Annotated in this window: 20 protein-coding genes; 2 read left to right on the top strand and 18 right to left on the bottom strand. The window is 64.7% G+C overall.

All coding sequences use genetic code 11. The annotated features are described in order from the left end of the window. From EOA75_RS02475 to EOA75_RS02405, 15 genes are all read right to left on the bottom strand, one after another. The coding region (locus tag EOA75_RS02475) for a hydantoinase/oxoprolinase family protein (RefSeq protein ID WP_164747248.1) at nt 1-1,475 on the bottom strand (1,475 nt) is incomplete at its 3' end. Then, nucleotides 1,472-3,142: a thiamine pyrophosphate-binding protein gene (locus EOA75_RS02470; RefSeq protein WP_127323541.1), complete on the bottom strand. Its 1,671-nt coding sequence runs from the start codon at nt 3,140-3,142 to the stop codon at nt 1,472-1,474. The genes EOA75_RS02470 and EOA75_RS02475, both read right to left, overlap by 4 nt. A gap of 117 nt (nt 3,143-3,259) precedes the next feature. Next, nucleotides 3,260-4,666 (bottom strand): FAD-binding oxidoreductase, encoded by a 1,407-nt coding sequence (locus tag EOA75_RS02465; RefSeq protein ID WP_127323540.1) that lies wholly within the window; start codon nt 4,664-4,666, stop codon nt 3,260-3,262. Between the two features lie 53 nt (nt 4,667-4,719). Beyond that, nucleotides 4,720-5,475 carry an amino acid ABC transporter ATP-binding protein gene (locus tag EOA75_RS02460; protein WP_127323539.1) on the bottom strand — a complete coding sequence of 252 codons (756 nt, stop codon included), beginning with the start codon at nt 5,473-5,475 and terminating at the stop codon, nt 4,720-4,722. Nucleotides 5,476-5,488: 13 nt separating this feature from the next. Next, nucleotides 5,489-6,568 carry an amino acid ABC transporter permease gene (locus tag EOA75_RS02455; RefSeq protein ID WP_127323538.1) on the bottom strand — a complete coding sequence of 360 codons (1,080 nt, stop codon included), beginning with the start codon at nt 6,566-6,568 and terminating at the stop codon, nt 5,489-5,491. Nucleotides 6,569-6,571: 3 nt separating this feature from the next. Then, nucleotides 6,572-7,738, bottom strand: coding sequence for an ABC transporter permease subunit (locus tag EOA75_RS02450; RefSeq protein ID WP_245466545.1), 1,167 nt, complete (start codon nt 7,736-7,738; stop codon nt 6,572-6,574). A gap of 77 nt (nt 7,739-7,815) precedes the next feature. After that, nucleotides 7,816-8,850, bottom strand: a complete 1,035-nt coding sequence (locus EOA75_RS02445) for an amino acid ABC transporter substrate-binding protein (protein WP_127323537.1) — start codon at nt 8,848-8,850, stop codon at nt 7,816-7,818. Nucleotides 8,851-8,938: 88 nt separating this feature from the next. Then, a complete protein-coding gene (locus tag EOA75_RS02440) occupies nt 8,939-9,886 on the bottom strand; it encodes a LysR substrate-binding domain-containing protein (protein WP_127323536.1) in 948 nt (315 codons plus the stop codon). A gap of 83 nt (nt 9,887-9,969) precedes the next feature. Then, nucleotides 9,970-10,719 (bottom strand): SDR family oxidoreductase, encoded by a 750-nt coding sequence (locus EOA75_RS02435; RefSeq protein WP_127323535.1) that lies wholly within the window; start codon nt 10,717-10,719, stop codon nt 9,970-9,972. 11 nt (nt 10,720-10,730) lie between these two features. Further along, entirely contained in the window at nt 10,731-11,441 is a 711-nt protein-coding gene (locus EOA75_RS02430; RefSeq protein WP_127323534.1) for an SDR family oxidoreductase, read from the bottom strand. A gap of 281 nt (nt 11,442-11,722) precedes the next feature. Beyond that, a complete protein-coding gene (locus EOA75_RS02425) occupies nt 11,723-12,511 on the bottom strand; it encodes a FadR/GntR family transcriptional regulator (RefSeq protein WP_164747247.1) in 789 nt (262 codons plus the stop codon). Between the two features lie 76 nt (nt 12,512-12,587). Beyond that, a complete protein-coding gene (locus EOA75_RS02420) occupies nt 12,588-12,935 on the bottom strand; it encodes a RidA family protein (protein ID WP_127323533.1) in 348 nt (115 codons plus the stop codon). A gap of 14 nt (nt 12,936-12,949) precedes the next feature. Beyond that, nucleotides 12,950-13,756, bottom strand: coding sequence for an SDR family oxidoreductase (locus EOA75_RS02415; protein ID WP_127323532.1), 807 nt, complete (start codon nt 13,754-13,756; stop codon nt 12,950-12,952). Beyond that, the gene (locus EOA75_RS02410; RefSeq protein WP_067328798.1) at nt 13,749-14,561 is read right to left on the bottom strand and encodes a shikimate dehydrogenase; all 813 of its coding nucleotides are present in this window, start codon (nt 14,559-14,561) and stop codon (nt 13,749-13,751) included. The genes EOA75_RS02415 and EOA75_RS02410 overlap by 8 nt, the downstream gene beginning before the upstream one ends. A gap of 3 nt (nt 14,562-14,564) precedes the next feature. Then, a complete protein-coding gene (locus EOA75_RS02405) occupies nt 14,565-15,455 on the bottom strand; it encodes a 2-hydroxy-3-oxopropionate reductase (RefSeq protein WP_127323531.1) in 891 nt (296 codons plus the stop codon). 104 nt (nt 15,456-15,559) lie between these two features. Here EOA75_RS02405 and EOA75_RS02400 point away from each other — a divergent pair, with 104 nt between their 5' ends. Together EOA75_RS02400 and EOA75_RS02395 are read left to right on the top strand one after the other, a co-directional pair. Continuing rightward, nucleotides 15,560-16,324 (top strand): HpcH/HpaI aldolase/citrate lyase family protein, encoded by a 765-nt coding sequence (locus EOA75_RS02400; RefSeq protein ID WP_127323530.1) that lies wholly within the window; start codon nt 15,560-15,562, stop codon nt 16,322-16,324. Nucleotides 16,325-16,339: 15 nt separating this feature from the next. Then, nucleotides 16,340-17,557: an FAD-dependent oxidoreductase gene (locus EOA75_RS02395; RefSeq protein WP_127323529.1), complete on the top strand. Its 1,218-nt coding sequence runs from the start codon at nt 16,340-16,342 to the stop codon at nt 17,555-17,557. A 16-nt stretch (nt 17,558-17,573) separates the two neighbouring features. On the opposite strand, the gene EOA75_RS02390 is transcribed toward EOA75_RS02395, so the two are convergent. The 3 genes from EOA75_RS02390 to nirB are packed head-to-tail and all read right to left on the bottom strand — an operon-like array spanning nt 17,574 to nt 23,085. After that, entirely contained in the window at nt 17,574-20,243 is a 2,670-nt protein-coding gene (locus tag EOA75_RS02390) for a nitrate reductase (protein ID WP_127323528.1), read from the bottom strand. A gap of 3 nt (nt 20,244-20,246) precedes the next feature. After that, nucleotides 20,247-20,576: a nitrite reductase small subunit NirD gene (nirD, locus tag EOA75_RS02385; protein WP_095824989.1), complete on the bottom strand. Its 330-nt coding sequence runs from the start codon at nt 20,574-20,576 to the stop codon at nt 20,247-20,249. A gap of 58 nt (nt 20,577-20,634) precedes the next feature. Beyond that, nucleotides 20,635-23,085: a nitrite reductase large subunit NirB gene (nirB, locus tag EOA75_RS02380; RefSeq protein WP_127323527.1), complete on the bottom strand. Its 2,451-nt coding sequence runs from the start codon at nt 23,083-23,085 to the stop codon at nt 20,635-20,637. Nucleotides 23,086-23,092 lie beyond the last annotated feature (7 nt).

Here is a 23,092-nt window from a genome sequence, read left to right as displayed (position 1 = left end):
ATCTGATGATCGCCTTCGGCGGCGCCGCGCGGAACGATGCACCGGTCGATGCCGAGCTTTTCGCACAGTCTCGCCGCGTGAAGCGGGGCGGCGCCGCCGAAGGCGATCATCAGATTGTCGGATATGTTCTTGCCGTTCTCGACCGCATGGACGCGGGCAGCATTGGCCATGTTCTCGTCCACTACCTCGCAGATGCCGAAGGCCGTCGACATGGCATCGAGCGACAGCCGCTCGCCGACATCGCGCAGAATCGCCTGCTCGGACGCAGTGCTGTCCAGCTTGATCGCCCCGCCGGCGAAATTGTCGGGGTCGAGCTTGCCGAGCACGAGATCGGCATCCGTGATCGCCGGACGGTTGCCGCCGCGCCCGTAGCAGGCCGGCCCCGGCTCCGAGCCGGCACTCTCCGGCCCGGTCTGGATACGGCCCATGGCGTCGACCCAGGCGATGGAACCGCCGCCGGCGCCGATCTCGATCATCTCGATAACCGGGATGGAGATCGGCATGCCCGAGCCCTTCGAGAAGCGGTAGGTGCGCGCCACTTCGAAGGTTCTCGCCGTGCGCGGCGCATAGTCCTCGATCAGGCAGATTTTGGCGGTGGTTCCGCCCATGTCGTAGGAGACGACCTTCTCAAGACCAAAGCGCTTGGCGATGTCTGCGGCGAAGATCGCGCCGCCCGCCGGGCCGGATTCGACCAGCCGGACCGGAAATTCCGAAGCGGTCTCCACCGAGATCAGGCCGCCGCCGGAATGGATCATGAAGACGGGGCAATCGGCGCCCATGTCCTTCAGGCGCGTCTGCAGGCGGGCGAGATAGTCGGCCATCTGCGGCCGCACATAGGCGTTGGCGCAGACCGTGTTGAAGCGTTCGAACTCACGCATCTGCGGCGAGACTTCGGCGCTGATCGAGATCGGGATGCCGAGTTTTCTGGCGAGGATCTCGCGCGCCCGGCGCTCGTGGTCGGGGTTGGCATAGGCATGGATGAAGCCGATCGCCACCGAGCCGAAACCACCCGCCGCAATGCGGTCGGCGATGTCTTCCAGAGCGGCTTCGTCGAGTGGCTGCAGCTCCTGGCCTTCCGCGCCGATGCGGCCCTTGACGGTGAAGCGATCCTCGCGCGGGATCAGCGGCGTCGGCAGTTGCAGGTTCAGATCATACTGCTCGAAGCGGTTTTCCGTTCGCATCTCGATCACGTCGCGGAACCCTTCCGTCGTGACCAGCGCGGTCTTCGCGCCACGGCGCTCAATCAGCGCGTTGGTGGCGAGTGTCGTGCCGTGGATGATGATGCCGATCTCGGACGGCGAAATTCCTGCGTCGCGAATGACGATGGCGATGCCGTCGAGGATCGCCTGCTCGGGAGCCGCATAGTTGGTCAGCACCTTGGTCGAAAACATCGTCCCTCGGACATCAAGGGCGATGTCGGTGAAGGTGCCGCCGATGTCCGCGCCGAGACGGATGTCGTCAGTTCTGGAGGTCATGACTTGGCCTTCTGGGAAGCGAGCGCGGCGTCGCGCATCTGAGAGAGGGTCTGCCGGGGCGTTATCGCTTCGGGCGAGATGGGGATGTCGAGGACGGCGCCGGTCGTCGAGCTAAGCGCCCGCTCGAACGCCGCCGCGAAATCCCCCGTGGATTCGACCCGCTCGGCGTGAAAGCCATAGGCCTTCGCCAGCGCCACGAAGTCGGGATTCTCGAGCGAGGTTCCGGAGACGCGAGCCGGATAGTTGCGCTCCTGATGGGCACGGATGGTGCCGTAGATGCCATTGTTGACGATCAGCACGATCGGCTGCGCGCCGGCCTGCATGGCGGTTCCGAGTTCCTGGCAGTTCATCTGGAAATCGCCGTCACCGGCAAAGCAGACCACGGTGCGTTGCGGGTATGCGACCTTGGCCGCGATCGCGGCCGGCAGGCCATAGCCCATGGCGCCGGATTGCGGCGCAAGCAGGCGCGCTTGCGGTCCAAACTTGAAGAACTTGTTCGGCCACACGGTGAAATTGCCGGCGCCGTTGGTGAGGATGACGTCGGCCGGGAGATTCTCGCGCAGCCAGGTGCTGACCGCGACCATGTCGACCGGTCCGGGCTGCACGGGCGCACAGAACGTGCCTTCATAGGCCTTGCGTGCCGTCGTGCGCCAGTCGGCCCAAGAACCCTTGATCGGGGTGAGCGCCTTGGCGAAGGCGTTCGGACCGGCATGGATACCGATCGTGGGCACATAGATCTTGCCGATCTCGCGATCGGAGCCGTGCACGTGGATCAGCTTCTGGCGCGGTACGGGAACTTCGAGCAGGGTGTAGCCGTCGGTCGTCATCTCGCCGAAGCGGACATTGACGGCGAGGATCACGTCCGCGTCGCGGATCAAGTTTTTCACATGCGGCATCATCCCGACGCCGGCCTCGCCGACGAACACCGGCGAATGGTTGTCGAACTGGTCCTGATACCGGAAGGCTGTCACGACCGGGATATCGGAGGCTTCGGCGAAAGCCTGAAGCGCCGCGCGTCCGTCAGTCGTCCAGTTGGCGCCGCCCATCAGCAGCACCGGATTTTCGGCGGCGGCAAGCATCTTCAATACCGACGCAATTGCCTCCTGTGCGGGCGCCGCTTCGAAGACAGACGCCGGCCCGCCGAGCGGCGCGGCTTCGGTCATGGCCGTCAGCATGTCTTCCGGCAGCGCGACCACCACGGGGCCGGGGCGTCCGGTCAAAGCGGTGGTCCAGGCCCGCGCCACGATTTCGGGAAGGCGATCGACGTCATCGATCTCGACCGCCCATTTTGCGACGGTTCCGTACACCGCCCGGTAGTCTATCTCCTGGAAGGCTTCGCGGCCTTTCATGTCGGTGCCGACCTGGCCGACGAAGAGGATCATCGGCGAACTGTCCTGCATGGCGGTGTGCACGCCGATGCTGGCATTCGTCACGCCCGGGCCGCGCGTCACAAAGCAGATGCCCGGCGTGCCCGTCAGCTTGCCGTAGGCGGAAGCCATGAAAGCCGCACCGCCCTCATTGCGGCAGAGCACGTAGTCCAGCTTTCCACGCGTGTCGTGCAGCGCGTCGAGAACGGCGAGATAGCTTTCGCCGGGAACGCCGAAGCTCTTGGTCGCGCCAAGCGAGATCAGGCACTCGACAAGAAGGCGACCGCCATTGCGGACCATGCTTCGGTATCCTCTTACGCTGGTGGCAAGCAGACGGAGCCTGCCTTTCGAACTTATACCTGCACTCTGGCGGGCCGACGCGAAATCAAGAAATGCGATCCATTCGAAAGTTTTTCTTTATTCTGCAATTCGAACCAGGACGCCGGGATTCATCGTGCCCTGCGGGTCGAACGCGCCCTTCAGCCGCGCCATGAGTTCCCGCTCCACAGAACTGCGATTCCGCTCGGCCATGGCGATCTTGGCGCGCCCAAGCCCATGTTCCGCCGCGAAGCTGCCCCCCATCTCGGTAGCGAGCGCAGCCAGCGCCTCGGCAAATTGTCGCACCTTGCCGTCGAAATCGGCGCGGCCTTCCGGCGGCGACAGATTGTAGTGGATGTTGCCGTCGCCGAGATGCCCGAACGGGTTGATCCGCACGCCGGGCAGGATGTCGTCGCAAATCCCGGCGCCGGTCTCGATGAAGCGGGCGATGGCGCCCGGCGGCACCGAGATGTCGTGCTTCAACTGTTCGCCTTCCAGCCGCTGCCCCTCGGGTTGTTCCTCGCGCAGCCGCCAGAATTGCGCCCGCTGCGCGCCCGAATTGGCCAGCGCGCCATCCACGACCAGACCTTCCTCCATACCCCATTCCAGTGCCGAACCGAGGATTTCGTCCAGCGGAACGCGCGCCGAACCTGACGCCAGTTCGACGAGCAGGTAGACGTCGCCTCGTGTTTCCAGCTGGTAGGCGAGATCAGGCAGATTTTTGAGCGCCAGCGTCAGGCCGACATCGGAGAAGAATTCGAGCCCGGCAAGGAACTCGCCGGCCTCGCCGCGCAGATAGGTGCCGAAGGAAACGGCCGCGGCGAAGTCGGACATTACCAGAAGCGCGCTCGCCTGTTGTTTTGGGGTGGGATAGAGCCTGAGGACAGCGCGCGTGACGATGCCGAGCGTGCCTTCGGCACCGCAGAGCAGCTTGCGCAGCTGATAGCCGGCATTGTCCTTCTGCACCGCGCGAAGGCCGTCCCACATCGCGCCGTCCGGGGTCACGATTTCGAGGCCGAGCACAAGGTCCTGCATCATGCCATAGCGAAACGCCTGGCTGCCGCCGGCATTGGTGCCGATCAGGCCGCCGATCCTGGCGCTGCCTTCGGCGCCGAGATGCATCGGGAACATCAGGCCATGCGGCTCCAGCACGTCGTGCAACGCGGCAAGCACAACGCCCGCGTCAACCGCAATCGACCCGCTCTCCGGATCCGGTTCGCCTATTGCCGTCATGCGCGAAAGCGAGACGATCACCGCGCTCGCCCGATCGGCGACGGCGCCGCCGCATAGGCCGGTGTTTCCGCCTTGCGGAATCACGGCCAAGCCCGCCATCCGGCATGCCTTGACGACTGCCGCAACTTCGGCCGTGTTTGCGGGCCTGGCAACGCCCAAAGGCGCGACGCCATAGCGGTTCAGCCAGTCGCGCTGATAATGCTCGGCGTCGGTGCCCGAAAGCCAGCCTTTCGGTCCGAGAATCTCGCGCAAAGCGGTCACGGGGTCGGTCATTGCGATACCTGCGATGTGTGGCACGCCGCGTATAGACAGCAGCGGCGCCTAGCTTAATGACCCAGCACCTGCGACAGGAATTGCCGGGTGCGCTCGTTCCGGCAAGAGGTGAAGAACTGCTCCGGCGGCGCCTCCTCGACGATTTCGCCGCTGTCCATGAAAATGACGCGGTCGGCGACGCGGCGCGCGAAGCCCATCTCGTGCGTGACACAGATCATCGTCATGCCGTCTGAAGCAAGGCTCACCATGACGTCCAGCACTTCGGCGATCATTTCCGGGTCGAGCGCCGACGTCGGCTCATCGAACAGCATGAGCTGCGGCTGCATGCAAAGGGCGCGCGCAATCGCCACACGCTGCTGCTGGCCGCCGGAGAGCTGTCCGGGAAACTTCATCGCCTGCTCGGGAATGCGGGCCTTCTCCAAATAGCGCCGGGCGGTCGCCTCGGCCTCGGCGCGCGGTCGCTTGCGCACGATCATCGGTGCGATCATGCAGTTCTCCAGCACGGTCATGTGCGGGAACAGGTTGAAGTGCTGGAACACCATGCCGACTTCGCGCCTGATCCCGTCAATGTTGCCGACATCGTCGTTGAGCTCGGTGCCGAGCACGGTGATGCGCCCGCCATTGTGCTGCTCGAGCCGATTGATGCAGCGGATCATGGTCGACTTGCCGGAGCCCGAGGGGCCGCAGACGACGATCTTTTCTCCGCGCTTCACGGAAAGGTTTATGTTCCGCAGCGCGTGGAAAGAGCCGTAGTATTTGTCCAGGTTCTCGATATGAACCGCGGCGCCGGATGACTGCGTCGAAATCACTTTGCGCGCCTCCCTACCGTTCGCCGACCGACATGCGGCGCTCGAGGTAAGCACCGTAGCGGGACAGGCTGAAGACGAAGACGAAATAGATCAACGCAATGAAGGCATAGACCTCGACATAGGCGAAGCGCCATTCGCCGGTGCCGTAGGCGGCATTGCCGGAGGCGAGGATCTCGAAGAAACCGACGATAACCACCAGCGAGGTTTCCTTGAACGAGATGACGAACTGGTTGATCGTCGCCGGCAGCGCGTTGCGCATGGCCTGCGGCAGGAGGATGCGGCCGATGCGCTGCCAGTAGCTCATGCCGAGCGCCATGGCGGCTTCTTCCTGGCCCTTCGGAACGCCCTGTATGCCGCCGCGCACGATCTCGGCCTGATAGGCCGAGAAGAACAGGGCCGAGCCGAGAATGACCCTATACAGCTTGTCGCCTGCCATCCATTGCGGCAGCGCGAAGGGCAGCACGACGGCAAAGGTGAAGAGGATAGAGATGAGCGGCAGCGAGCGCACTCCGTCGATGATCAGGCCCGTGGTCCTGGATATCCAGGGCAGCTCCGAGCGGCGCAAGAGAGCCAGGCAGATCGCCAGCGGGAAGCCGATCAGGCAGGTGGTGACGAAGATGAAAAGGGTGAGCGCCAGCCCGCCCCAGGCTTCCTCGCCGACATAGGGAAGGCCGAGCACGCCGCCTTTCATCAGTACATAGTAGAGCGCCGTTCCGGCGCCCCAGACGAGCGCGATGCGGCTGCCGGTCCAAAAGGCCGGGATGCAGCTCAGCACGGTCATGACCACGACGGCCACACAGGCCAAGGCCGAGCGCCATTGCTCCTCGAAGGGATAGAGGCCGAAGAGGATGATGCGCCACCTGGCGGCAATGACCGACCAGCAGGCTCCTGCCGCCGCCTGGCAGGCCTCGGGCCCGCCGCTGGTGGTGAACACCGCTGCGAACACCGCCCAGTTCAGCAGCTTCCAGAGAACGAAAGCCATGATCGCCAGCGATATCAGCGACAGCAGCGCCTGCAGCGGCGTGGCGAAGAAACGGCGCCTCACGTCTTCGAGCTTGCCAGGGGCAGGGGGAGCGACAATTACCATCTCCATCACTCACCCCCTCAACTGATTGCCCTTGAGGGCAATGGTTTTGTTGATGCGGTTGAACACGGCGGCCAGGCTGAGATTGATCGCCAGGAACCCTGCCATCAGGATACCGATCGCTTCCAGCGTCTGGCCGGAGTGGTTGATGGTCAGCGCCACGATCATGAAGAAGTCGGTGAAGCCCACCGCAATGCCCATGGTCGTCGCCTTCATCAGCCAGACATATTGGTTCGCGAGGATCGGCAGCATGGCACGCAGCGCCAGCGGCAGCCGCACCAGCGTGAACACGCGCCAGGGGCTCAGCCCCAGCGAAAGTGCGGCCTCCATCTGGCCCTTCCCGACGGCCTTGAAGCCGCCACGCACGATTTCGGCGATATAGGAGCCGCCATAGATGGCGATCGCGATGGCCAAAGCGGAAAATTCGGGAGGGATGCGCAGGCCACCCTTGAGATTGAGGCCTTGCAGGGCAGGGAAGTCGAGCAGCGGCAGGTCCGGCAGGCGGCCCAGCGCAAGGACAATGACTGCGCTGGCCAGTGCCGTCGCGGCCGCGGTCAGTTGAATGCCGAGCCGCTCGCCGGGCGGTTGGCTGAGGCGCGTGGTCCGGCCCAGCCAAACCGGCAGCGCGATCGCTGCGATTGCGGCAAGGAAAGCTGCCGCAAACGCGACGCCGCCGACATTGGGGACCGGGACATAGAGGCCGCGGCTGGTCAGCAGCATGCCGAAGGCCTCGTGCGCGGCGCGTGGCGTCGGCAGATGCGTAATGACGGCGTACCAGAAGAAGACCTGGAGGATCAGCGGGATGTTGCGGAAAATGTCGACATAGGTGCGGCCAAGCAGCCGCGCCAGCTCGTTCGAGGAGGTCCGCGCCAGGCCGACAATGGTGCCGACGATCGTCGCCAGGATCAGCCCGGTGCATCCCAGGAATAGCGTGTTGATGACGCCGATGAGGAAGAACCACCAGTAGGGGTCGTTGGCGGTGGCGGGCAGCAGCGAGAAGTTGACATCCCAGCCCGTCGACTTGAACAGGAAGTCGAAGCCGGAGGTGATGCCTTGCTGCGCCAGGTTCCGCCGGGCGATCATCACGCAGGCAAGGAGCATCGCAGCAAGCGAGCCGACATAAAGAACCTGTAAAAGCGTATTGCGGACCCTCTGATTTCTTAGCAGGCTGACCATCATGGTCTTCCCCGAATTGTCGCCGGCTCCGCCTGGCCGTGCCAGGCGGAGCTCAGAGCGAGCTGCGTTAAGAGGTGGAGTCAGTCGATCACCAGCGGGAACAGGACGCCGCCATTGTTCCAGAGGTTGGTCAGCTCGCGATCCATCTTGTAGGGCGACTCCTTGCCGAGATCGCGATCGAATATCTCGCCATAATTGCCGACCTTCTTGATCACGTTGTAGGCCCAGTCGTCAGGAAATCCGAGACCCTTGCCCATGCCTGGCGCGGCACCGAGGAACTTGGCGACTGCCGGCGACGTGGGCTTGGCTTTGATCTCATCGACATTTTTGGACGTGATGCCTTCCTGCTCGGCGAAGAGCAGGGCGGAGAGCGTCCAGTTGGCGACGTCGACCCAGTTGTCGTCGCCTTGCCGCACGATCATGACCTCGGGTTCGACGGCGAGCACGTCGGGCAGGATCACGTGGTCGTCGACCTTGCCCTTGGCGACACGCGCGATTGCGAGAACTGGCCCCCACTGGGCATACATGTCGCAGCGCCCCGAAAAGTATGCTTGCTCGAGCTCTTCCGTCTTTTCGATGACGACAGGCTCCAGCTTGATCCCGACCTTCTGCGCATAGGCCGCGACCTGCTGCTCGATGGTCGTCCCCGCGGGGATGCAGATCGAGCCGCCATCGGCGTCCTTGAGCGACTTCAGATTGAGCTCCTTATGCGCCATCACCTTGGTCGTTCCGAGGTAATAGGACATCGAGAATTGCAGGCCGAGCTCGGTATCTCGGCTGAGCGTGCCGCCCGACGCCTTGATGATGATGTCGACGTCCCCCGACTGCAGCGACGGCCAGCGCTGCGCCCAGCTGATCGGGACGATCTTCAGCTTGGCCGGGTCGCCGAACACGGCGGTCGCCACCGCCTTGCAGAGGTCGATGTCCATGCCCTTCCAGTTGCCCTTGTCGTCTACCTCGGCGAAGCCGAGATAGGAGCCGTCATGGCCCGTGCAGTTGAGCAAGCCGCGCGCCTTCACCGTTTCCAGCGTCTTGCCGCCCGCCGCCTCGGCAGTCGCCGCAAAATGAACCAGGCCAAGGGCTATGGCTGCGGCCCCCCATTTCATCATTTTCATGTTTGTTTGTCTCCACTGTTGAGGTTCACTTGTTCTTGTTGTTGGAGGCCCGAAACACGCGCTTCGGCCCTCGGTCGCGAAGCCGCTCCTAATCGGAGAGCGGTGTCGGTTTCGGCAGAGAAAGCTTGAGGTCGCTGCCCCAATCCTGCTGGACGAGCCAGCGATGCAGGGCGGCCACCGCCTTCACGCGCAGATGCCCGCGCGGCATGACGAGGTAGAAGCCGGGGACTTCTTCCGGCTTCATGTTCGAGAGGGCGTCACGGCCAAGTGGCGCGACCAGCGCGCCCGACCTGAAGTCCTCCTCGGCATCGATGACGGAAACCAGGCCGACACCGATGCCTTGGAGCGTCGCACGGCGCATGGTGGCGGCGTCATCGAAGCCGATGCTGCGGTCGCCCTCAGCCAGTTCCACTCCGAGGTGCCGCAATATGTCGGGCCACAGCCGCTTCGACTTGACGGTGTCGAGCAGCGTGAACCGCGTCAGGTCCTGCGCCGACTTGATCTTCTCGCCGATCGCCGGGGTACAGCATATGATCTTCGGGTCCGGCACCAGCAGCGTGGTCTCGTAGTCCGGCCAGTTGCCATAGCCCCACTGCACCGTCATATCGATGTCGTCACGCCCGAAATCGGGCAGGTCGACCATCGTCGTCAGGCGCAGATCAGCGCCCGGCAGGATCTCGCGGAACAATGAAAGCCTGGGCAGCAGATAGTGCGTTGCGAAGTAGGGGCTCGCATTAAGATTGATGCGGTCCCGGTAGTTCGATTTGGTGACGCGGCGAACGCCTTCGGAAAATTCGTCGAAGCCGGCTTTGACATAGTGCGAGAGCAAGATCGCCGACTCAGTCAGTTCGATCGAGCGCCCCTTGCGCTCGAACAGCGTCACCTGCAGCGTGTCTTCCAGGAGCTTGATCTGCTGGCCGACGGCTTGCGGCGTCACCAGGAGCTCGTCGGCGGCCTGCCGGAAGCTCTTGTGCTGTGCGACGGCGTGGAAGACGCGAAGCGCATTGAGCGAAGGAAGGCGAAGCTTGCCGGTCATCGTGAGGTCCGCCTCCTTTCGTTCGAGACTCCGTTGATCATGCACTGCTGGATTTCAGACGCCGCCGGCTTATGAAAACCGATTCAGGCGTAGATGTAACCGCCTGAGACGATTACGTTTTCACCGGTCATATAGGTGTTCTTCGGGCCGCCGGTCATGAGCACCCACTCGGCGATCTCGGTCGGCTCGGCGCCGCGGCCGAGCGGGCTTGCCTTGGTCAATTCCTCGAGAAAACCGAGCGCCTTGGCCTTCTCGGTGGCCATGCCGGCGGGCGCGACGGAATTCACCAAAATCCCGTCCTTGGCGACGTGATGGGCAAAGGAGCGCGTGAGGCTGACGACGGCGGCCTTGGTCGCCGCATAATGGGCGTTCTGCGGATGCGCCTTGAAGGCGTCGACGGAAGTGAGGTTTACGATCCTTCCACGCACATGCGCTTTTGGCTCTTGCGACTGCATGTGGCGAACGGCCGCCACCATCATGTGGTACGTGCCCTTGATGTTGATGCCGTTGGAGGCGTCCCACTCGGCGTCGGTGATCTCGAGGAGCGGACGCCGAGGATAGATCGCGGCGCAATTGATCAGCGTGTCGACGCGCCCGAGCTTCGCGACAATGGCGTCGAAGGCGGCGTGACACTGCGGTCCGACCTGGATGTCGCAAGCTGCGGCAGCCGTGGGCAGGCCCTTGGCTTTCGCCGCGTCGAGAGCGCTCTCAGCGGCTTCCTGGTTGATGTCGATGATGCCGATCTTTGCCGCCCCGGCCTCCACAGCCATGCGGGCGAGAAGGGCGCCAAGGCCGGCGCCGCCGCCGACGATCAGAACGGAAAGATCCTTCATTGCAGTTTTCCTTACTTGGTGCCGCTGGGCGAGGTCGGCCAGGTCGGTATGATGTCGAAACGGGTAACGTCGGCCCATGCGGGGAGCGCCAGCACAGCGACGACCATCCTGCCCACGTCGTCCGGCTGCACTACTTTTCCGGCGTACATCGCCGCCCGGGCGTCGGCGTCGAGGATGCCTTCGTAGAGCTGCGTCTCGACCCGACCGGCGACGATCTCGGTGACGCGTATGCCGGACGGCGAGAGGTCGGCGCGCAAGGCAGCGGCAAAGCCGGAGATCGCCGCCTTGGTGGCCGAATAGACGGCGATGTTGGAATAGGCCGCGTGGCCGGCGGTGGAGCCGGTGAACAAGATGTGGCCGGACTGGCGCTCGCGCATCTGCGGCACGACGAGGCGGGTGAGCAGGATCGCCGCGCTGAGGTTCACCTCCAACGTGGTGTCGATGTCTGCGATCGTCATGTCGGCGAAATTGCCGAGCGGCGGCATGATGCCGGCGTTGTTGATCAGTACATCGATTGTGAGATCGGCCAGGACCGATTCCAAAGCCTCGCGGTCGGTAACGTCAACGGCGATCGGCAGGATGCCCGGACGCTCGGCCTGCAGTTCTTTGAGCGCGGCCTGGCTGCGGCCGACCGCATAGACGTCGTAGCCGGCGTCGCTCAACGCGATGGCGATGGCTCGCCCAATGCCGCTCGTCGCACCTGTGATGAAGGCTGTCGTCACGTGGGCTTCCCCTTATTGCCTGATCTTCAGTCTGCGGCCTCGACCGGTGACGCGAAACCAAGAAAAGCAGCAAAAAGGAAAGATAAACTTTCGCGAGCCTTTCCGGCAGTTCAAACGTTCCACGCTGCCTGCGCGGCCTCCAACGCTGCGAACCAAGGGAAAACAATCCCGTCGGCGCGCGGGAGAGGGTTTCCGGTCGCCGGTGGAACAAAAACACGGCTTTCGCAACGCGCGGCAAGTCGCATTCGGTGCTCACGCGAAGGATCGAACCCGTCCCGGCCTTAACCGGCCGTTGGCGCAGGCCTTTTCATTTTGGTGAAGAGCGAGGCTGCGGCGGCCTTTTGCTCCGCGTCGGTCGCCTCGACTCCGGAAGCCCGCGCGAGGGCGCGAACGCGCCCGAGGCTGTTGTGCAGATGCTTGCGCATGGCCTGGCGGGCCTTGCCGCCATCCTGTCTTTCGATGGCATGGACGATGGCTTTGTGCTCGCTGTGGATGCGCGCGTAATAGCTGTCCTTCAGGGCCGGCTCGACGACGTAGCCGAGTTGGAAGCGCGGCACGATCATCGGCCCGAGATAGGCCAGGAAGCCATGGATGAATTCGTTGCGCGCGGCCTTGGCGATCGCGAGGTGGAAATCGTAGTCGTAGTGGATCTGGACCGCTGCCGGGTCGGCCTGCTGCGCGTCGATGTCATCCATCATGGCACGGATGTCGCTCGCCTCCTTGTCGGTGCGGCGTTCGGCGCAGAGCCCGGCGGATTCGACTTCGACGCTCAACCTGAGTTCGAGCAAGGCGATGGTTTCCGGCAAGGTTCTCAGCGCCTCGTCCGGGATCGAGAAATTGCGCGGCACGGGCGTTTCGCTGACGAACATGCCGCGTCCCTGCTGCGGCACCACCATGCCCTCGGAGCGCAGCCGCGCCACGGCTTCGCGCACGACGGTGCGGCTGACATCGTATTCGGCGCAAAGCTCCGCCTCGGTCGGCAGTTGCGCGCCGGGCTGCAACTCACCGGAGCGGATTTTTTCTGCCAGGCTCTCCGCCACGACGGTGGAAAGCGGCTTGCGCTTCGTCATTCAGGCCTTCCGTTCAAGTCCAGATTAGGGCCGTTCAAGTTCAGATTCGGGATGATGCCCGAACCGGCGAGACCATTCAAACCGCCGCGGTGACGATCAGTTCGACCAGCATGCCGGGCCTGGCCATCCGCCCCTCGCCGGAAGAGCGTGCCGGCGCATGCTCTTTCGGCATCCAGGCGTCCCAGACCGCATTGACCTCGTCGAAATCCCGCACGTCGTCCAGCCACATCTGGACGTGGAGGATGCGGGTCTTGTCGGTGCCTGCCGTGGCGAGTAGCGCATCGATCTTGGCGAGCACCTCGCGCATCTGGTCGGCCGCCGGTTGGCCCGGCCTGGCAACCTGGCCGGTCAGGTAGAGCGTGCCGTTGTGGATGACGCCATGATGGATGCGGGTGTCGAAGTCGAAGCGCTGGATATCGCCCACTGGATTCTTCCTCGTCAGATTGCCGGTGTCTGCCGGATGGGATTGCCCTGCAGGTACTGCGCGTACGGCGCCTGGACGAGCCAGCCGGCATCGACGGGCAGCGTAACGCCGGTGATCGACGCGGCACGGTCGGAGCAGAGGAACAGCGCCGCCTCGGCGACATCGCGCGGCTCGACGAAGCGGCGCAGCGCGGTGGTGGCCTGAATCGCTTCCGGGTTGCGTTCGCCCTTGGCGATCCTGGTCTTCAGCCCGTCGGAGAGGGTATAGCCCGGCGCTACGGCGTTCACACGGACTCCATGCGGGCCGAGTTCGGCAGCCAGGATCTGGGTGAGCGCCAGCACTGCATGCTTTCCGGGCGTGTAAGCCGGAAGCGACAGCGGCGCGAAGGAGGCGAGCGAGCCGACATTGAGGATCGCGCCGCGCCCGGCGGCCGACATCAGCCGGCCGAACAGCTGGCAGCCAAGCAGCGTGCCGCGATAGTTGATCCGCCACATCTGCTCGTCTTCGGTGAGGTCCTGGTCGAGCACATGCTTGCCGCTCTGCAGGATGCCGGCGCAGTTGACCACGACATGAGGGGTGCCGAACGCATTGCTGACGTCTTGCGCCAGCGCCTCGACGGAAGCGGGATCGCCGACATCGGTCTGGACAAACACGGCGCGTGGGGCGCCGGCGCTCTCGCAGGCCTCGGCGGCTTCCTTGCCGCGGCTCGCGTCCCGGCCTGCGACGACCACCTGGTAGCCTTCCTCGGCGAAGCGCTCCGCGATAGCGCGGCCGATCCCGGACGTGCCGCCGATGACGACCGCGGTCGAAGCCTCAGCCATTGTGGCGCTCCTTTCGCTCGATGTCGAAGAACGCGGCCATGGCCTCGACCTGGAAATCCATCATCGGGCGTCCGGGCTGGATGCGGCAGCCGATCTCTTTCGCCGCCTTGAGCAGGGCCGTTTCGGCCGGCTCCATGATGATGTCGACCACGGTCATCTCCGGCGTCAGCTTGTTCACATCCATCGGCAGCGGATCGCCGGCCTTCAGCCCGGAGGGCGTCGCGTTGATCGCCATGTCCATTCCGGACGGATCGGGTTCGCCGACCTCGATGCGGCAATCGGGGAACGACCTGCTGACCAGCGAAGCGAGCTTTTGCGCGCGTTCCCTGTCGATGTCGGCGAGGCGGATCTCCGTCGCGCCTTCCTCGGCGAGGCAGTAGGTCAGCGATGCGCCCGCACCGCCTGCGCCGACCTGGAGGATGCGCCGGCCGGCAATCCGGTGTCCGCCGGCCTTCAAGCCGTCGATGAAGCCGACGCCGTCGAAATTGTCGGCATACCAGGTGCCGTCCGCCTGCCGGCGCACGGAATTCGCGCTCTGCACGCGCGCGGCGCGATCGTGGGCGGCGGCGCATTTGTGGTAGACCGGGACCTTATAGGGCACCGAGATGATGACGCCGCGGATGTTCTCCGCCGCCGTGATGCCGGCCCAGAAAGTATCGAAGTCTTCCGGACGGCAGCTCAGCGGCACCATCAGGCTGTCGAGCCCCTTCTGCTCGAAGATCTCGTTGAAGATGCCAGGGCTTTTCGCGTGGCCCACGGGATGGGCCAGCATGACGAAGACATCGGCCTTGCCGGTTCCGCGCATCGGTTATTCCTTTCCGTTTGACAGTTCATGATCGCTCAGGACCTCGAGAGCCCGGACGAGCGACGAGTGGTCTGCTTCCGCGCCGCCCGGGCGGGCCGCACAGGCATTCATCAGTTGCTGCGCCAGCGCCGTGCTCGGCAGGGCGGCTCCAAGCGCGCGGGCGCTTTCGAGCGCGCGGTTGAGATCTTTCTGGTGCAAGCGGATGCGGAAGCCCGGCGCGAAGGTGCGGGCGATCATGCGCTCGCCATGCACTTCGAGCACGCGGGACGAGGCGAAGCCGCCCATCGGCGCGCTTCGGACCTTCGCCGGATCGCAGCCCGCTTTGCTGGCAAAAACAGGCGCTTCGGCAACGGCTTCTATGTTGAGCGCGACGATGATCTGGTTGGCTATCTTGCAGGTCTGGCCGGCGCCGTTCTTCTCGCCGATCAGGGTGATATTCTTGCCGAGCTTTTCGAAGATGGGCAGCGCGCGCTCGAATTCGGCAGCCGGCCCGCCGACCATGATGGTGAGACTCGCCGCTTTTGCGCCGACCTCGCCGCCGGAGACGGGTGCGTCGAGGAAGCCGCCTCCCGCTTCCCTGAACTTCGCCGCGAATTGCGCGGTGGCGATCGGGCTGATCGAGCTCATGTCGATGACCAGCTTGCCGGCTGAAATCCCTTCGAGCACGCCACCCGGCCCGAGCAGGACCCGCTCCACGTCGGGCGTATCGGGCAGCATGGTGATGATGATTTCGCAAACCCGCGCCACTTCCGCCGGGGAAGCCAGCACCGACGCTTTCAGATCGGCAGGCAGAGGAGAGCGATTGAGCACTGTGACGATCTCGTGCCCGGCATCGGCAAGATGCCGCGCCATGGGCGCGCCCATGACGCCAAGTCCGATGAAGCCGATTTTCATGCGCAACTCCCGTGCTCGCCAGAGCGTCTTGCAGCTCGATGGAGGCGTATGATATAGGACATCATACAAATTTCAATGCACCTTCCACTGGAGACCGATCGCAAATGCAAGAGCGCGTCAATTCGCTGAAGGCGGCCGTTAAGGCCGGCCGGCCTCATATCGGCATCTGGTGCTCGCTGGCTTCAGCGCTGACCACAGAAGTGGTGGCTGGTTCCGGAGCGGGCTGGCTGCTGATCGACGGCGAGCACAGCCCCAACGATTTGCGCAGCATCATGTCGCAGCTTCAGGTCGCGGCGGCATTTCCGTGCGAGGCAGTGGTGCGCCTGCCGTCCGACGATCCCAACCTGATGAAGCAGGCTCTGGATGTCGGTGCCCGCAGCCTGATGATTCCGAATGTGCGCTCGCCGGAGCAGGCGCGCGCAATCGTCGCGGCGATGACCTATGCTCCGGGCGGCTTCCGCGGCTTCTCGGTCGGCCATCGCGCCAACGCCTTCGGCCGTATCGCCGGGTATCATGCGAAAGCGCGCGAGCAGCAGTTGTTGGCGGTGCAGATCGAGGACGCGGCCGGCGTCGCCAATGCGGCTGAGATCGCAGCGGTGGATGGCGTGGACGTTCTGTTTGTCGGGCCCGGCGATCTTTCCATGAATATGGGCGCGATGGGCAATCCCGGAGCTGCGCATGTGCAGGAAGCGATCGCTTCCGTGCGCAAGGCCACGGCCGCGGCAGGCAAGGCGAGCGGGATTTTGGCTCCCGTGAAGGCCGACGCCGACCGCTATCTCGCCGAAGGCTTCACCATGGTTGCCGTCGGTTCCGACCTCGGCCTGTTGGCGCGGGGCTCGGACGCGCTGATTGCGTCCTTCAACCGCTAGACTCGGGAGACGGCCGTGGCGATCCCCCCTTACAAAGCACCCTCGCGCTACGCCTACGACATCGTCATCGTCGGCGGTGCCGTCATCGGCTCTTCGACGGCTTACTGGCTGAGCCAGGCGCTGGGCAGTGGCGCCTCGATCCTCGTGGTCGAACGCGACTCCAGCTACGAATTCTCCTCGACGGCGCTCTCCACCAGCGCCATCCGCCAGCAATATTCCAATCCGATCAATGTGAAGATCAGCCAGTTCGGCATCGAGATCATCCGCGGTTTCCAGGAGCGGATGGCGCCCTTCTACACGAACGAGCCGGCGCCCGATCTCGGCTTCAAGGAGCACGGATATCTCTATTGCTGCTCGCCGGAAGGCGTGGAGGCGGCCAAGGAGCGGGTCGATCTGCAGCGCAGCCTCGGCGCCCACACCGTCTTCCTCGAGCCGGGTCCGCTGAAGGAACGCTTCCCCTGGCTGAATGTCGACGACCTCGGCGGCGGTTCGTGGGGTGCGCGCGAAGAGGGCTGGTTCGATTCCATGGGCATGTTGAACGGCTTCCGCCGCGCCGCCCGCGCCAGCGGGGTCGAGTACATCGACAATGCCGTGACCGGACTGGATGTCGTCGATGGGCGGGTTGTCTGCGCTCGGCTGGCGACCGGCGAGACAGTCGCTTGCGGAACCCTGGTCAACGCCGCCGGCCCGCGAGCGCAGCAGGTCGCTGCCATGGCCGGCCTTTCCATCCCGGTAGCCCCCTACAAGCGCTACAGCTTCGTCTTCGCCAGCGCCAACCCGATCCCTGGGCGAATGCCCAACGTCATCGACCTTTCCGGCACTTTCGTGCGCCCGGAAGGCGAGCTCTTCCTTACCGGCAACACGCCTCAGGCCGACGGGCCGGCCGATTACGACGATTTCGAAATGCATTTCGAAGAGTTCGACGACTATATCTGGCCGGCGCTGTGGCACCGCATTCCGGCCTTCGACGCGCTGAAGGTCCAGACCAGTTGGACCGGCCACTACGAATACAACATGCTCGACCACAACGGCATCGTCGGCTTTCACCCGGAGGTGAAGAACTTCATGTTCGCCAACGGCTTCTCAGGGCACGGCCTGCAGCAGTCGCCGGCGGTCGGCCGGGGGGTGTCGGAGCTCATCGTGCACGGCGCCTTCCAGACGCTGGACCTTTCACCGTTCTGTTACGAGCGCATCCCGCGCAATGAACCGTTCCTGGAAGAAGCGGTGATCTGAACGGTTCGGGAGAATTTCACTCGGCGGCCTGAACGTGCCGGGCGTCGATGATCGCCCTTATCTCCGAGCGGCACGAACCGCAGTTGGTGCCGGCGCGCAGCGTCGACCCGATCGCCTCCAGACTGTCGCAGCCCGCAGCGACTGCCGAAGCGAGCTGGTTGACGCCGATGTGGAAGCATGAGCACACGACCCGCCCGATGGCGGGCATCGGCGCTGGTGAACGCCCGGAAAGAAGCGCATGGCGATCGCCTGCCGACAGCGGCTGGCGCGTGGCCAGCAGCGAGATCAGCCAGTCCCGCGTCGGCAACTGGTCTGGAGCGGCGACGAGCACGGCCTCAGCCATGGCGCCGCCTTCGTCGATCGCAGCGGCGCGATAAGCGAGCCCGCGGCGGTCGGTGTATTCGAGCAGTTGATCCTGCCGTTGGACGCCGAGCAGCTTGCGCGCCAGAAGAATGCCCTGGTCCGGCGGCTCGGTCCCCGTCAGTTCGTAGACCCAGCCGCCTTCGACCGTGTAGCGGCTCCAGTGGACGAAACCCGTCGGCCTGAGATTGCGCCGCGTGATGAGCACGCCGGCCCATCCAGTGTTTTCGCGCACGATTCTGGCTGGGACATGCTTCAGTTCCGGCTGGCCGGAATGCGGGTCGGTAACAGGCGAGGACAGCAGGCCGGCGGCGGCCCTGGCCGCGAACTGGCCGCTCCAATGCATGGGCATGAAGGCATGGCCGCGCCGCTGCGCGTTGGCCACTCGTACTCTCGCGCGCACGAAGCCGAAGCGCGTCGACAGATGGGCAAGGTCGCCATCCTTGAGCTGGTGCGCGGCTGCATCCGCCGGATTGAGGTCGACCGCCGGTTCGGGCGCGTTGGCCATCAGGCGCGGCACGGTGCCGGTACGCGTCATGGTGTGCCATTGGTCGCGCAGCCGGCCCGTGTTCAGGGCAAGCGGGTAGTCCGCATCGACTGTGAACGCCGTCGCCTCCTGCCGCACCGGCACGAAACGCGCACGGCCGTCCGGTGTCGGGAAACGACCGTCGGCAAACAATCTCGTCTGGTACTCGCGCCGTTCTGGTGTCGGCCAGTGGCGCGGCGCGAAGCCGGCATAGCCCGCATCGCTCATATCCGCCAGGCCGCCGAGATCGAACAGGCGCCCCCCATTGTTCTCGAAAGCCGAGAGCGCGGCATGCTCGCGGAAGATTTCGGCCGGCGTCTGGTAGGCAAAAGCATCGCCGAAGCCCATGCGCGCGGCGACCTCGCAGATGATGCGCCAATCGGCTTTCACGTCGCCCGGCGACCGCATGAACGGCCGCTGACGCGAGAGGCGCCGTTCCGAATTTGTGACCGTGCCGTCCTTCTCGCCCCAGGCAGCGGCGGGCAGCAGCACGTCGGCATAGCGCGTGGTGTCGGTGCGGGTCACATCCGAAACCGCGACGAAATCGCATTTGGACAGGGCGGCGCGCACGCGCGACGCGTCCGGCATGCTCACCGCGGGATTAGTGCCCATGATCCACAGCGCCTTGATGCGGCCGTCGGCAACCGCCTGGAACATGTCCACGGCCTTCAGCCCGCCGCGTCGCGCGATTCCGGGCGCCTTCCAGAAGCGGGAGACCCGCTCGACAGCGGCCTGATCCGCGAAGTCCATGTGCGCGGCAAGTTGGTTGGCGAGGCCCCCCACCTCGCGGCCGCCCATGGCGTTCGGCTGGCCCGTGACCGAGAACGGCCCCATGCCTGGCTTGCCAATGCGGCCGGTGGCGAGGTGGCAGTTGAGGATGGCGTTGACCTTGTCGGTTCCATGTGCCGACTGGTTGACGCCCTGGCTGTAGACGGTGACCGTCCGTTCGGTGCCGGCGAAGATCTCATAAAAGGCCTGGACATCCGTGGCCGCCAGCCCGCAGCCTTTTTCGACGCGCGCGACCGACGGCGCATCGGCACCGGCCAGCGCGGCAGCGGCTTCGAAGCCCGATGTGCTGGTGCGGATGAAATCCGCGTCGATCTTTCCGCTCTGGACGAGATGCGCCAGAAGGCCGTTGAACAAGAGCACGTCCGTGCCCGGATCGAGCGCCAGATGCAGGTCGCATTCGTCGGCCGTGGCGGTGCGGCGCGGATCGATGACGACGATCCTGGTTCCGCGTTCGCGCTGCGCCGCAAGCATGCGCTGGTAGAGCACGGGGTGGCACCATGCGGAGTTGGAGCCGGTGAGCACGATCAGATCGGCGTGCTCGAAATCCTCATAGACACCGGGAACGATGTCCTCGCCGAAAGCGCGGCGGTGGCCGGCGACCGACGAGGCCATGCACAGCCGCGAATTGGTATCGATATTGCCCGAGCCGATAAAGCCCTTCATCAGCTTGTTGGCTACGTAGTAATCTTCGGTAAGCAACTGGCCGGAGACATAGAAGGCAACCGAGTCCGGCCCATGCTCGGCAATCGCACGCGAGAATTTCGCGGCGGCGAGGTCGAGCGCTTCGTCCCAACTCGTCTGCCTGCCTTGGATTTCCGGCTGAAGCAAGCGGCCCTCGAGGCCGAGCGTTTCGCCAAGCGCGGCACCCTTAGAGCAAAGGCGGCCGAAATTGGCCGGGTGCTCGGGATCGCCGCGGACGGTTGCCTTGCTATCCGCGGCGATCTCGGCCACCACGCCGCATCCCACCCCGCAATAGGGGCAGGTGGTCCTCACCTCGCGTGCTTCTTCCATGGCTCAGGCCGCTTTCGAGGCCAACGCTTCGAGCGCAATGAACAGCCGTTCGCCTTCGATCCTGACCGGGATCGTCCTAACCGAGCCTTCGTCGGCGCCGAGCGCCTTGCCGGTCTCCAGCGAGATCACCCAATTGTGCAGCGGGCAGGTCACCGCCGCGCCATGGACGATGCCCTGGCTGAGCGGCCCGCCCTTGTGCGGGCAATGGTCTTCGATCGCAAAGACCTGGTCATCCGCGGTGCGGAAAACCGCGATCTTGCCTTGCGGGGTGGCCACGCAACGCGCGCCGCGGCGAGGGACGTCGGAAACGGAGCCGATTGCGATCCAGTTCATTGGGGCACTCCCGTATTTGCTTGATAGGCGAGCGTCCAGGATGGCGCGAACTTCTCCATCACTCGGCCGCCTCGGCGAACCCGACCGAGGCCAGCGGCCGGAACTCGTGCTTGTCTTTGCCGGAGACGCGTTCGGACCACGGGTCGACCTGCGCGAATTTTTGCGAAAAGACGAAGCGCTCGAAGTAGGCGCGGCGCTTCTCCACGTCCTCCAGGACCTGCTTTTTGATCTCGGCGGCACCGACGCGCTTGGCCCATTTGTAGATGCGCTCGAGGTAGCGGGCCTGCTCGCGATACATCTGGACAAGCGCCACGATCACCTCCAGCGCTTCGTCCTCGGTCTTCACCAGACCGAGCACTTCGGTGCCCTTGATGTCGAGGCCGGCGGCGCCAGCGAAGTGGATCTCGTAGCCAGAATCGACGCAGACCACGCCGACATCCTTGCAGGTCGCTTCGGCGCAATTGCGCGGGCATCCCGAGACCGCCATCTTCACCTTGGCCGGGGTCCAGGAACCCCACATGAACTTCTCGATGCGGATGCCCAGCCCCGTCGAATCCTGGGTGCCGAAACGGCACCAGTCGGAGCCGACGCAGGTCTTCACCGTGCGCAGGCCCTTGGCGTAGGCATGACCTGAGACGAAGCCAGCCTTGCCGAGATCGGCCCATACCGCAGGCAGGTCCTCCTTGCGGATGCCAAGCATGTCGATGCGCTGGCCGCCGGTCACCTTCACGGTCGGGATGTCGAACTTATCGACCACGTCGGCGATGGCGCGCAATTCGCTCGCGCTCGTGACGCCGCCCCACATGCGCGGCACGACCGAATAGGTGCCGTCCTTCTGGATGTTGGCGTGCACACGCTCGTTGATGAAGCGCGACTGATAGTCGTCGGCATATTGGTCCGGCCAATCGCAGACCAGATAGTAGTTGAGCGCGGGCCGGCACTTCGCGCAGCCGCAGGAGGTCTTCCATTCGAGCTCCTGCATGATGGCCGGTATCGTTTTCAACCCCTTCGCCTTGATCAGGCGCCGCACGTCGTCATGACCGAGGCTCGTGCAGCCGCACATGGGCCGCACGGCCGCCGGATTGTAGGCCTCGCCCAGCGTGAGTTTCAGGAGTTGTTCGACGAGACCCGTGCACGAGCCGCACGATGCCGAGGCTTTGGTGTGGGCGCGCACGTCGTCGAGCCCGGTCAGCCCTTTGCCGGTGATCGCGCCGGTGATCTTGCCCTTGCAGACGCCGTTGCAGCCGCAGATTTCCGCATCATCCGCCAGTGCCGCAACGGCCGCCAAAGGGTCCGAGGAAGCGCCTCCCTGGAATGCCTGGCCGAAGATCAGCGTGTCGCGCATCTCCGAGATGTCGGTCGCCTTCTTCTTCAAATCGTTGAACCAGGCGCCGTCGCCGGTCTCGCCGAACAGCACCGTGCCGATGATGCGGTTGTCCTGCAGCACGACCCGCTTGTAGATGCCGGCCGATGCGTCGCGCAAGATGATCTCCTCGCGGTCGTCGCCGTCGGCAAAGTCGCCGAGCGAATAAAGGTCGATGCCGGTGACCTTGAGCTTGGTCGGCGTGTCGGAATGGACGAAGCGCCTGTCCTCGCCGTTCGCCAGCCCGGCTGCCGCCACTCGGGCCATCTCGTAGAGGGGCGCGACCAACCCGTAGACATGGCCGCCGACCTCGGCGCATTCGCCGAGCGCCATGATCGCCGGATCGGATGTCTGCATGCGGTCGTCGACGACGATGCCGCGATTGACTTCCAGCCCTGCGTCCTTGGCCAGCGCGATATTCGGGCGGATGCCGACCGCCATCACGACCAGCGTCGCCGGAATGATCGTGCCGTCCATGAGTTCGACGCCCTTGACCTTGCCATTGCCGACAATGGCCTTGGTGTTGGCCTTGGTCATGACCTTGATGCCGCGCGCCTCGACGGCCTTCTGCAGCAGGTAGCCGGCAGCCGGATCGAGCTGGCGCTCCATCAGTGTCGGCATGACGTGCAGGACGGTCACGTCCATGCCGCGCTCTTTAAGCCCGGCCGCCGCTTCAAGGCCGAGCAAGCCGCCGCCGATGACGATCGCCTTGGCGCGCGACTGCGCGGCAAGCAGCATGGCGTTGACGTCGTCGAGATCGCGGTAGCTGAGCACGCCCGGCAAGTCCTTGCCCGGCACCGGGATGATGAACGGCACCGAGCCGGTGGCGATGATCAGCCTGTCGTAGCCTTCGGTCACGCCGTGGTCCGAGGTGACGGTCCTCGCGTCGCGGTCGATGGCGACGATCCTGTGGCCCTTGTAGAGGGTGATGCCGTGCTTGATGTACCAGCCGTCGCCATGGATGACGATTTCCTCGAACTCCTTCTCGCCCGAAAGCACCGGCGACAGCATGATGCGGTCGTAATTCACGCGCGGCTCGGCGTTGAAGATGGTGACGGCGTAGCGGTCGGGTGCAGCTTCCAGCAGGTGCTCGAGCATCCTGCCGGGGGCCATGCCGTTGCCGATGATGACGAGTTTCTCGCTCATGTCCGGT

Source organism: Mesorhizobium sp. M1A.F.Ca.IN.022.07.1.1 (genome assembly GCF_003997575.1).
Taxonomy (GTDB): Bacteria; Pseudomonadota; Alphaproteobacteria; order Rhizobiales; family Rhizobiaceae; genus Mesorhizobium.
This window is presented reverse-complemented; position numbering and strand designations above follow the sequence as displayed.

Coding starts and splice junctions, on each gene's coding strand:
- EOA75_RS02470 (WP_127323541.1), bottom strand. CDS start 3,142: ATGGTCCGCAATGGCGGTCGCCTTCTTGTCGAGTGCCTGATCTCGCTT.
- EOA75_RS02465 (WP_127323540.1), bottom strand. CDS start 4,666: ATGACCGACCCCGTGACCGCTTTGCGCGAGATTCTCGGACCGAAAGGC.
- EOA75_RS02455 (WP_127323538.1), bottom strand. CDS start 6,568: ATGGAGATGGTAATTGTCGCTCCCCCTGCCCCTGGCAAGCTCGAAGAC.
- EOA75_RS02450 (WP_245466545.1), bottom strand. CDS start 7,738: ATGATGGTCAGCCTGCTAAGAAATCAGAGGGTCCGCAATACGCTTTTA.
- EOA75_RS02445 (WP_127323537.1), bottom strand. CDS start 8,850: ATGAAAATGATGAAATGGGGGGCCGCAGCCATAGCCCTTGGCCTGGTT.
- EOA75_RS02440 (WP_127323536.1), bottom strand. CDS start 9,886: ATGACCGGCAAGCTTCGCCTTCCTTCGCTCAATGCGCTTCGCGTCTTC.
- EOA75_RS02435 (WP_127323535.1), bottom strand. CDS start 10,719: ATGAAGGATCTTTCCGTTCTGATCGTCGGCGGCGGCGCCGGCCTTGGC.
- EOA75_RS02425 (WP_164747247.1), bottom strand. CDS start 12,511: ATGACGAAGCGCAAGCCGCTTTCCACCGTCGTGGCGGAGAGCCTGGCA.
- EOA75_RS02415 (WP_127323532.1), bottom strand. CDS start 13,756: ATGGCTGAGGCTTCGACCGCGGTCGTCATCGGCGGCACGTCCGGGATC.
- EOA75_RS02410 (WP_067328798.1), bottom strand. CDS start 14,561: ATGCGCGGAACCGGCAAGGCCGATGTCTTCGTCATGCTGGCCCATCCC.
- EOA75_RS02405 (WP_127323531.1), bottom strand. CDS start 15,455: ATGAAAATCGGCTTCATCGGACTTGGCGTCATGGGCGCGCCCATGGCG.
- EOA75_RS02400 (WP_127323530.1), top strand. CDS start 15,560: ATGCAAGAGCGCGTCAATTCGCTGAAGGCGGCCGTTAAGGCCGGCCGG.
- EOA75_RS02390 (WP_127323528.1), bottom strand. CDS start 20,243: ATGGAAGAAGCACGCGAGGTGAGGACCACCTGCCCCTATTGCGGGGTG.
- nirD (WP_095824989.1), bottom strand. CDS start 20,576: ATGAACTGGATCGCAATCGGCTCCGTTTCCGACGTCCCTCGCCGCGGC.
- nirB (WP_127323527.1), bottom strand. CDS start 23,085: ATGAGCGAGAAACTCGTCATCATCGGCAACGGCATGGCCCCCGGCAGG.